Source organism: Pseudomonas sp. 05N434 (assembly GCF_056396965.1).
In genome coordinates this window covers 1-10,110 of the sequence record NZ_JBFTMK010000265.1, presented here as the reverse complement: position 1 = coordinate 10,110, position 10,110 = coordinate 1, and the positions used below count along the sequence as shown (strand labels likewise).

The window sequence follows — 10,110 nt, the reverse complement described above, 5'->3', positions numbered from 1 at the left end:
TTCATTGCATGAACGACTTACAAGATCTGATTGATAACAACGAACGCTGGGCTRATGCGATCACCCGCGAAGATCCTGATTTTTTTGCCAAGCTAGCCCGTCAGCAAACCCCGGAATACCTGTGGATCGGCTGTTCAGACGCACGCGTGCCAGCCAACGAAATCGTCGGCATGCTGCCGGGTGATCTGTTCGTGCACCGCAACGTGGCCAACGTGGTGCTGCACACCGACCTCAACTGCCTGTCGGTGATTCAGTATGCGGTGGATGTACTCAAGGTCAAACACATCCTGGTGACCGGCCACTATGGCTGCGGCGGTGTACGCGCCTCAATGCAGGATCGTCAGTTGGGCCTGATCGACGGCTGGTTGCGCTCGATTCGTGATCTCTACTATGAAAAACGCGACGAACTGGCCAAGTTGCCCACCGAAGAAGAGCGGGTCGACCGCCTCTGTGAGCTCAATGTGATCCAGCAGGTGGCCAACGTCGGTCACACCAGCATTGTGCAAAATGCCTGGCACCGCGGGCAGAGCCTGTCGATCCACGGCTGCATCTATGGCATCAAGGACGGTCGCTGGAAGAGCCTGAACGCCACCATCAGTGGTTTCGAGCAGTTGCCGCCGCAGTACCGTTTGCGCCCGGTCGAGGCGTTGTAAAAGCCTTTCAGCCGAGACTTCGCCGACGCCAGTGTTGAAAGAACTGTTCACCATTGGCATTCGGCGACTCATCGTAGCCGATGATCCAGCCACGGCAGCAAGGACAACCGCAACGGCAGGCGAACTGCCGCAGCAGCTTGTCTTCTGTCGCGGCGAAATCCATCGTCAGTCGGTCACCCTTCTTGATGTCTTTGAGCGCCCATAACCACAGCTCGCTCATATCGAGAAAGACGTTGGGGTCGCAGGAGTGACTCAGCAGACCACTGAAGCACGGATCGTAGACATGGATTCCCGGCGCCAACTGCCGGGTGTGTCGGCAGCGATAGGGCAATAGATCGACACAAGCCTCTCGCAAATGAGATAACCGGTCTACTGTCAGATATGACAGTCGAGAAAAGCTCTTTCCCGCGTCAGCCATGGCTCACGCGGGAAAGACTTCCTTCGTTTTACAAGTGTGGGGCAGATGCGGAGGTCATAAGGGCCGGGGTCTGCAGCTGTTTCAGCTCGGATTTGACCGGCGCTGTCGAGCATTTGGCCACCGCTTGCTCAGGCGTCAGGTTGCGAATCGAGGTGTAGAACAGTTCGCAGGTTTTTTCTTTCTGGGTCACTTGCCAGGTCTGAGTGCAGCTTTTCAGCTGAGCGGTAGGGTCAGTGCCCGGTTTGCTGCCCATTCCGGCCTGCCAGCACGCGGCACTCAAATCCTGCCCCATGACTTTCAGCCCCGCGGCGTCGGCCTTGGCCTGCGCATCGTCGCCGCTATAGGCTTCGGGGTCGGCGGCGTACCAGATGTAGCTCGGGTGGTTGGAACCCAGTACGGGTACCGTCACCCCCTTGCTCGGGCTGATGGTTGCCAGGCCCAATATTTCTACGGTCTGCCCGTATTGTTGCTTGATCCAGTTACGCACCGGTGAACCAAAGGCGACCATTGGCAATGCTGCACCTTTGGCATTCTGGCTGACTTCCTTGACCATGGTGGTCTGGTAGTCCGTGAAGTAGTTGTAGACGCCTTCCAGATCCTTGCCGGCGGTGGACGGCGCGGCAATCGGCGCGATGTCGATGATGGTCTGATAGGCCGGCGTCTGGTCGGCGGGAATGTTGTTGGCGGTCAGCAGCGCGGCCCAGCGGTCGGTGGTCTTGGACTCCAGATAGTCCTGGGCCTGGGTCAGGGAATAATCTGGCGGGAAGTGCAGCAGTTCGACGCTTTTGCGGTTTTCCAGCGCCATGCCCAGCGGCAGGAACAGGTACCAGTTATAGGTCCATTTGCCATCGGCACTCAGCTTGTTGGCACCGTTGTAGGCCAAATCCCCAGCATTGAGCAGTGCGGTCAGTGGCTTGTCATAGCCTTTGGGCACACCGCTGATATGGGCGTGAAGCTGCTTGTTTTCGGTTTTGACCAGCACTTTTGCGGTCTTGTAGCCATCGCGCTGTACGCTTTGGGTCAGGTAATGCTCGACGGTCTGCTCCAGTGTCCAGTTGCGGAAGCAGATGACATTACAGTTGTTGGGGTAGGCGAACAGCCGGGTAACGCGCTCGGTACTGCCCAGATTCAGATCGACATCGGCGTGAGCGGCGGCGCTCAGGGTGAGCGCGGCGAGGGTGAATCCTGCGAGTTTGAACATGCTCAGATCCTTTTCAGCGTGAGCCCTCGGAGGTGGGGCGGGTACATACTGGAACTAGTTGTGTCGAACGGTCTAGTACACAAGTGAAAAGAGCGCCAGTCAGAGCCCCTTTTTCATCAGGCAAAGTGCAGTGTATTGCTCAAATCGCCCATGGGTTTCTGGCCACGGGCAATCATTGCATCGTCCCGCTGCCTGAGGCCATCGAGCTTTTCAAGCTGAAACACCCGGGTGATCAACCGCAGAATCGAGCCAGTGTCATAGACCGTGTGATCCACCATGCCCTTGCGCGCAAACGGCGAAACTACCAGCGTCGGTACCCGCGAGCCCGGTCCCCAGCGGTCGCCCTTGGGCGGTGCGACGTGATCCCACCAACCGCCGTTCTCATCGACCGTGACCACGACCACCATGTTTTTCCACTGCGGGCTTTCCCGCAGCACTTTCAGGGCGCGGACGATGTGCCGGTCGCCGGACGCTACATCGGCGTAACCGGCGTGCATGTTCAGGTTGCCCTGGGGTTTATAGAAACTCACCGCCGGCAGCTTGCCCGCCTCGGCATCGGCAAAGAACTTGTTGGTATTCGATTCATCGCCCAGCCCCGCATCCCGTAGACGTTTACCGCGCTCCAGCGGGTTTTCCGGCCCCTGCTGCTTGAAGTAGTTGAACGGTTGGTGGTGGTACTGGAAGTTCGGGATTTTCGGAATACCGCCAGAGTCCTTGTACTGATCCAGCGTCGCCTGCCAACCTCCGGCATACCAGGCCCAGTCGATGTTTTTCTTCGAGAGCTTGTCGCCTATGTGCTCGTGGGTCTGGGGGACAATGACGTTCGGCAGGTCTGGTTTGGCGTACGCAGGACGCTCCGGGTCGCGAATCCAGGTCGGCCAGTACGGCGGAGCGAGCGTGTTGACCCCATAGCCGTCCGGCGTCAGCGCGCTGGKGCCGAATTGGGGTGGGCCGGTCATGGCGCTGGCTGGGGATTGTTCCAGGGGCTTGAGGCGTGGGTCGGCCGGATCATCGCTTTGCAGCGTGGCGATTTGTGTCTTGGCCACCGAGTTGAYGGCGTCCGGATAGAACGGCGCGGTGGCGCTGATCAGGTATTGATGGTTGAGAAACRAGCCGCCGAAAGCCCCCTGGAAAAAGTTATCGCAGAGCACAAATTCTTGGGCAACGTCCCACAACCGCAGGGAATATCGACTCTGGGCGTAATGCCCCATGGGCAGGCCACCGGAGTCGCCCCAGGCGACAAAGCCGTCATTTTTGCCACCGTTGATCTGCATCTGGTTCTGATAGAACGCATGCCACAGGTCGCGCGTCACCAGACCGAACGGCAAGTCTTCTGCGTTCGGACCTTTGAGGGCGAAGGGCGCGTTAGGCAGGTGTTCCTGGAACTGGGATGCGCTGGGGTAAGTCACGCCATCGAGGGTTTGCGGGCCGATCTGCAGCACGCCGCCCCAGACTGGCGGCAGGGTCTGCAACAGGCTGCCATCGCGATCGCGCTGCTGATATTCGACGGGCTTGAGGCCCGAGAGCGGTTTCTCGACGCCAGGGAAGTCGCCGAACAGGTTATTGAAACTACGGTTCTCGGCGTAGATCACCACTACGGTTTTCACCTGGTCGCGTAGGGCTTTGTCCAATTCGACAGGTGAAAGCAGGCGTTCGAGCGGTTTATCCGACTCATCGCCATGACTGCCACAAGCGCTGAGGGTCGCGCCGACACCGAGTACCGCCACGCCACCCAGGAAGCGGCGGCGACTGGTGTCGGTGGGCGTATCTGTTTGCGGGGAAGAGGCGTCGTTGCGGTTTTCTTCATCGTTCATGGCGAGTTCCGTCTTGCTAAGTTGTTTCAATATGTTTCGGCGGGACGCTAGCAGCGAGGTGTGACAGAGGGGTTACGTTTGTGAAAACAATAAGTCGCCAGTGTGGAAGCAGCCCGCTTCCACACTGGATTGGTAGTGGATTGAAGGTCGGCGTCAAGGCACTACCGGCGCCATATACGTAAGCGTCGTCCCTAGCGCCCACAGCAGAAACAGCACCAGTGGCGTGTGCACCAGCAGCTGCACGAACGAAAACCCGATCAGATCCCGGGCCTTCAACCCGAGCACGCCCAGTAGCGGCAGCATGTAGAACGGGTTGATCAGGTTCGGCAGGGCTTCGGCGGCGTTGTAGATCTGCACGGCCCAGCCCAGGTGATAGTTCAGGTCGTTGGCCACTTGCATGACATACGGCGCTTCAATGATCCATTTGCCACCACCGGACGGGATGAAGAAACCGAGGATGGCCGAGTACACGCCCATCAGCAGGGCGTAGGTGTCGTGGGACGCAATTTGTACGAAAAAGGTCGAGATGTGGTGGGCCAATGATTGTCCGTCGGTGCCCTTGACCACCGTCATCAGGGCAGCGATCGAGCCGTACAGCGGGAACTGGATCAGCACGCCGGTGGTGGTCGGCACCGCACGGGCCACCGCATCGAGGAAGCTGCGCGGGCGCCAGTGCAGCAGCGCGCCGAGCATCAGGAACAGGAAGTTGTAGGTGTTCAGTCCGGAAATCGCGCTGATCGCCGGTTTGGTCGCAAACTCATGGAACAGCCATCCGGCCGCCAGCAATGCCAGCAGAATCGTCAGCAGCGGGCTGTATTCCAGCCATTCACCAGGGCGGGTACGCGGTGCTGGCGCCGGCAGACTGAAACCCGGATCGATACCGCAGGCTTTGGCGTCACGGGCTGTCGCGGGGCCGGGCGCGGTGGCGTAGGCAACGATTAGTGAGACCACGGTCAGTGCCAGCAACAGCGCACCCGACTGCCAGAGAAAGATCGTTTGAGTGAAGGGAATGACGCCCGTGATCGACAGAATCGATGGCGGCAAACTGGCGGGGTTGGCTTGCAATTGTGCCGCGGACGACGACAGACCCAAGGCCCAGACCGCGCCCAGACCAAGATAGGCGGCGGCACCGGCGGCTCGGTAATCCATTTTCAGATCGGTACGGCGGGCGAGGGCACGTACCAGCAGTCCGCCGAATACCAGTGACAGCCCCCAGTTCAGCAACGACGCGACCATGGAAATCAGCGCCACCCAGGCCACGGCGGAACGGCCGTTTTTCGGGACCCGTGCCAGGCGATCGATCAGTTTCACCGCCGGTGGCGAACTGGCGACCACGTAACCGCCGATCACCACGAATGCCATCTGCATGGTGAACGGAATCAGGCTCCAGAAACCGTCACCGAAGGCCATGGCGGCGTCGATGGGTTTGGCGCCCATGGCCATGGTCGCCACGGCGACGATGATCACTGCCAGCGCGGCGAATACCCAGGAGTCGGGAAACCAACGTTCGGCAAAGTTTGAACAATGCAGGGCAAAGCGCGCATAGCGGCTATCTTCGATATCAGCGGCCACGGGAGTACCTCGTTTTTATGTTTATTGTGGGGTTCAGGGCGCAATGGCCCATCCGGTCGGTGCCAACAGTAAATCAATCGGCCCGTTGCAGGGACGCTGTTTGGGGCGTTTGGGACTATGGTCTAACGGGTTGTCCACAAGCGCATTTGCGTAGACCGTGGGCGCCTTGGTTTTTTGCCTGCCAGAGTCCTTTTACATGACGGCCAACATCAATGCGCGCCCGGCGCCCTTCACTCGCTCGGACTACAAGACCCTGGGGCTTGCAGCCTTGGGCGGTGCGCTGGAAATCTACGACTTCATTATTTTCGTATTCTTCGCGCTGACCCTCAGCCAGCTGTTCTTCCCGCCGGAAATGCCCGAGTGGCTGCGTCTGCTGCAAAGCTTCGGGATCTTCGTCACGGGCTACCTCGCGCGTCCGTTGGGCGGGATCCTGATGGCGCATTTCGCTGACCGGTTGGGACGCAAGAAGGTGTTCAGCCTGAGCATTCTGATGATGGCGTTGCCGTGCTTGCTGATCGGGATCATGCCGACCTACGCCCAGATCGGCTATTTCGCACCACTGTTGCTGTTGGCCCTGAGGGTCCTGCAAGGCGCGGCGGTGGGTGGTGAGGTGCCGAGTGCCTGGGTGTTCGTCGCTGAGCACGCGCCGGTCGGACATCGCGGTTATGCCCTCGGTTTCCTGCAAGCGGGGCTGACCTTCGGTTACCTGATCGGCGCCTTGACGGCGACTTTTCTGGCTCAGGCGTTCACCTCGGCGCAAATCCTCGATTACGCCTGGCGTTACCCGTTTCTGCTGGGCGGTGTGTTTGGCGTGATCGGTGTCTGGCTGCGCCGCTGGCTCAGCGAAACCCCGGTGTTCATGGCGATGCAGGCCCAGCGCGAGGCCGCTGTCGAACTGCCGCTGCGCACGGTGGATTTCCTTCACCTACAACATTGCCTACGCCGCCTGGGCGAGTGTCACACCGCTGCTGTTGATCGGTCTGATGCCATGGAGTCCGTGGATTTGTGTGATCTTCTGCGCGGTGATGGGGGCCGTGGGCATCAGCAGCGCGGTGTATTTCGGTGCGCGAATGCCGCGAGTCGGGCGCTGTTCGGTGGCTGGCGCGGCATGAGGCCGTTTGTGCCGCGACTATTTTTGTAGGACAACCCTGCAACACTCTTCAGAAAATACCTGCAAAGCCGATGGCTAGGCTGTAAGCCGCTTTTTATCTCTGTCCATCGGTGCTTCCCATGTTCAATAAACGCTTGAAGCAGGAGCTGTCGGCTCTTCGCGAAGAACTCTCCAGCCTTCTGCAAGTCAAGGAGAGTCTGGAAAGCGAGATGCTGGTCCTGACTCTTGACTCCGATGGGCGAATTCAATCGGTCAACCAAAACTTCGTCAGTGAGATGCTCTACAAAAGCAATGATCTGATCGGCCGGCACATCGAAGACCTTGTTCCGGTCCATGTGAAATCGGATGAATTCCATAACCGTTTCAAGGCCGCGCYGACCCGTGGTGAGCACTTTGCCGGCGCGGTCCGTTTGCTACGCGGCAACGGTGCCGAAGCCTGGTTGCGTTCGATCATGCAGCCGGTGCGCTCCTCGGACGGCCGTATCAAGAACTTCTCGATTTACTCCAGCGACCTGACCCGTACCATCGAGGCGTCCCGTGAGCATGAAAACCTGATTGGCGCGCTGGTGCGTTCGACGGCAGTGATCGAGTTCGACCTCAATGGCAACGTGCTGATGGCCAACGAGCGTTTCCTCAGTGGCATGGGTTACAGCCTGGCGCAGATCCAAGGTAAACATCACCGCATCTTCTGTGAGCCAGAGGAATACAGAGTGCACAGCGCGGAACTGCCGTGGTGACCCAAGCTGTAGACGTGATGCGTGACCTGGCCAAACACATGCAAACCGCTGGCGAAGGTATCGAAGCACTGAACGAGCAATCGCTGGTGATCGGCACCATCGTCAAAACCATCAGCGGCATCGCCGAGCAGACCAACCTGCTGGCGCTCAACGCGGCCATCGAAGCGGCTCGTGCCGGTGAACAGGGACGTGGGTTTGCCGTGGTGGCGGACGAAGTCCGGCAATTAGCCTCGCGCACCAGTCAGGCGACCGATGAAATTGTCGGCGTCGTGCGTCAGAACCAGGACATGGCGCGCAACGCCGTGGCGCTCATGACTGACGGCAAGCTCCAGGCTGAACAAGGCCTGGCGCTGGCGGCGGAGGCGGGCACGGTGATCGTCGAGATCCAGGACGGTGCGCAGAAAGTGGTGAACGCAGTCGGGCAGTTTGCCAACCAATTATCGACTTGATGCTATCTATCCGGCGCGGGTAGTCCTCAAAAAGGCCTACCTCCCGGTAAGCCTTTCCTCATTCCTGCGTAAGACTCAATCCCCCAACGCTTCCCCCTCACGCCGTGGATCGGCCCCGCCGGCCAACGCGGCTTTCCCCTGCGCATCCTTGACTCGAACAATCGCCTGAGTCCCGCTAGTCATGTCGATCTCGCCCACGCTGTGCCCTTTGTCCTTCAGTGCCTGAATCAGTGCCGGGCTGAACTGACCCTGTTCCAGTTCGGTCGGGCCGTTGCGGCTGCCGAAATTGGGCAGGTTGATGGCGGCCTGTGGGTCGAGGTTCCAGTCGAGCAGGCCAATGGTGGATTTGGCCACGTACTCGATGATCTGCGAGCCGCCAGGGGAGCCGACGGTGGCCAGGAACTCGCCGCTCTGGCGGTCGAAGATCAGCGTTGGTGCCATGGACGAGCGCGGGCGTTTGCCGGGTTCGACGCGGTTGGCGACTTTTTGCCCTTGCTCTTCGGGGATGAACGAAAAGTCGGTCATCTGGTTGTTGAGCAGAAAACCCTGGACCATCAAGTGTGAGCCGAATGCCGCTTCCACGGTGGTGGTCATGGACACGGCATCGCCCTCGTCATCGACTGCCACCACCTGCGAGGTGGAGATGCGCAGCGGCGAGCGGTCCGGCGCGTAGGCGACCTGAATGCCCGGCGGGGTGCCGGGTTTGGCCTGGCCCATGCTGCGATCACCTATCAAGGCGGCGCGGCTGGCCAGGTAAGTCGGGTCGACCAGCCCTTTGACCGGTACGGGTACGAAGTCGGTGTCGGCAACGTACTGCGCACGATCGGCATAAGCCAGGCGCTCGGCTTCGGCGATCAGGTGTACGGCTTCAGGGGCTGGCTCTATGCCCGCCGGTTTGTTGGTCTTGACCGGTTTGAGTGGTGCCAGGGCAAAGCGTGGGTCGCGGGTTTCCAGGGCCTGCAAGGTGCCGAGGATTTGCGCCACGGCGATCCCGCCCGACGACGGTGGCGGCATGCCGCAGACCTGCCAGCGTTTGTAGTCGGTGCAAAGCGGCGCGCGTTCCTTGGCCTTGTAGCCCTGGAGATCGCTCAGCGACAGGCTGCCGGGGTTGGTATGGCCCTGAACCTTGGCGACGATCTCTTTTGCGATGGTTCCTGTGTACAGCGCGTCGGGACCTTCCTTGGCGATGCGCTTGAATACCGCGGCGAGTGCCGGGTTTTTCAGCTGTGTACCGACGGCTTTCGGGCTGCTATCGGCATTCAGAAAGTAGGCGGCCATGTCCGGTGAGCGCTGGATAAACGCGTCGGCCGCGATCAACTGATGCAGCCGTGGCGAGATGGCGAAACCTTGCTCGGCGAGTTTGATCGCGGGTTCGAACAACCTCGCCCACGGCAGCCGACCGTGCTTTTGATGGGCCAGCTCCAACGCCCGCAACACACCCGGCGTACCCACCGAGCGCCCGCCGATCTGCGCCTGAGTGAAAGGCATCGGTTTGCCGTCGGCTTGCAGGAACAGTTTCTCGGTGGCACCAGCCGGTGCGGTTTCGCGACCGTCGTAGGTGCGCACGGCCTTGCCATCCCACAGCACAATCAACGCGCCACCGCCGATGCCCGACGATTGCGGCTCGACCAGCGTCAACACCGCTTGCATGGCAATGGCCGCATCAATCGCCGAGCCACCCTCGCGTAGCATCCCCCGCCCGGCTTCGGCCGCCAACGGGTTGGCGGCCGCGGCCATGTGTCTGGAGGCGTGCTGCGTCTGCAGGTCGGTGCGATAACCGGAGGTGATTTCCGGCGCGGCCGGCAAGGTCGAGACCGAAGGCGAAGAGGGCGGGGCGTTACACGCGGCGAGGGTTAAAGCGGTGGCGATCAGCGAAAAGGCTGACAGGCGATAGCGGTTCAAGTGGAAGGCTGAGAACACGCGAGGCACTCCGTCCATGGGATAAAAGGTCCAGGGACTTTATCGGCCGAAGGAGTGCTACGCAAATCAGGGTTCGCCCGCCACTTTTCTCGAGGCATAAAAAAACGGCCTACCTTTCGGTAAGCCGTTTTTAGTACTTGGTGGCTACACAGGGACTTGAACCCCGGACCCCAGCATTATGAATGCTATGCTCTAACCAACTGAGCTATGTAGCCAAGTGGCGCGCATTATTCAC

General features: G+C 60.1%; 7 protein-coding genes, 1 tRNA gene and 2 pseudogenes. 4 read left to right on the top strand and 6 right to left on the bottom strand.

Annotation, left to right across the window (positions count from 1 at the left end; all coding sequences use genetic code 11):
* The first annotated feature begins 8 nt into the window (after positions 1–8).
* Positions 9–653 carry a carbonate dehydratase gene (gene can, locus AC1DLB_RS17325; RefSeq protein ID WP_477785340.1) on the top strand — a complete coding sequence of 215 codons (645 nt, stop codon included), beginning with the start codon at positions 9–11 and terminating at the stop codon, positions 651–653.
* 7 nt (positions 654–660) lie between these two features.
* Here the strand turns inward: can and AC1DLB_RS17320 are convergent.
* From AC1DLB_RS17320 to AC1DLB_RS17305, 4 genes and pseudogenes are all read right to left on the bottom strand, one after another.
* Positions 661–990, bottom strand: a pseudogene (locus tag AC1DLB_RS17320) (SET domain-containing protein-lysine N-methyltransferase); the annotation flags it as partial.
* 109 nt (positions 991–1,099) lie between these two features.
* Positions 1,100–2,272, bottom strand: coding sequence for a hypothetical protein (locus AC1DLB_RS17315; RefSeq protein WP_018929540.1), 1,173 nt, complete (start codon positions 2,270–2,272; stop codon positions 1,100–1,102).
* A gap of 116 nt (positions 2,273–2,388) precedes the next feature.
* Positions 2,389–4,086 carry an acid phosphatase gene (locus AC1DLB_RS17310; protein WP_477785339.1) on the bottom strand — a complete coding sequence of 566 codons (1,698 nt, stop codon included), beginning with the start codon at positions 4,084–4,086 and terminating at the stop codon, positions 2,389–2,391.
* Positions 4,087–4,239: 153 nt separating this feature from the next.
* Positions 4,240–5,658 (bottom strand): short-chain fatty acid transporter, encoded by a 1,419-nt coding sequence (locus AC1DLB_RS17305; protein ID WP_477744032.1) that lies wholly within the window; start codon positions 5,656–5,658, stop codon positions 4,240–4,242.
* Between the two features lie 196 nt (positions 5,659–5,854).
* Here AC1DLB_RS17305 and AC1DLB_RS17300 point away from each other — a divergent pair.
* The 3 genes and pseudogenes from AC1DLB_RS17300 (at position 5,855) to AC1DLB_RS17290 (ending at position 7,955) form a co-directional block, all read left to right on the top strand.
* A pseudogene (locus AC1DLB_RS17300) lies at positions 5,855–6,770 on the top strand (MFS transporter).
* Positions 6,771–6,888: 118 nt separating this feature from the next.
* Positions 6,889–7,506 carry a PAS domain-containing protein gene (locus AC1DLB_RS17295; protein ID WP_477785338.1) on the top strand — a complete coding sequence of 206 codons (618 nt, stop codon included), beginning with the start codon at positions 6,889–6,891 and terminating at the stop codon, positions 7,504–7,506.
* 17 nt (positions 7,507–7,523) lie between these two features.
* Positions 7,524–7,955: a methyl-accepting chemotaxis protein gene (locus AC1DLB_RS17290; protein ID WP_225602937.1), complete on the top strand. Its 432-nt coding sequence runs from the start codon at positions 7,524–7,526 to the stop codon at positions 7,953–7,955.
* A gap of 75 nt (positions 7,956–8,030) precedes the next feature.
* Here the strand turns inward: AC1DLB_RS17290 and ggt are convergent, their stop codons facing one another.
* Positions 8,031–9,875: a gamma-glutamyltransferase gene (gene ggt / locus AC1DLB_RS17285; protein WP_477744031.1), complete on the bottom strand. Its 1,845-nt coding sequence runs from the start codon at positions 9,873–9,875 to the stop codon at positions 8,031–8,033.
* 138 nt (positions 9,876–10,013) lie between these two features.
* Positions 10,014–10,090: transfer RNA gene (locus tag AC1DLB_RS17280), tRNA-Met, on the bottom strand.
* Positions 10,091–10,110 lie beyond the last annotated feature (20 nt).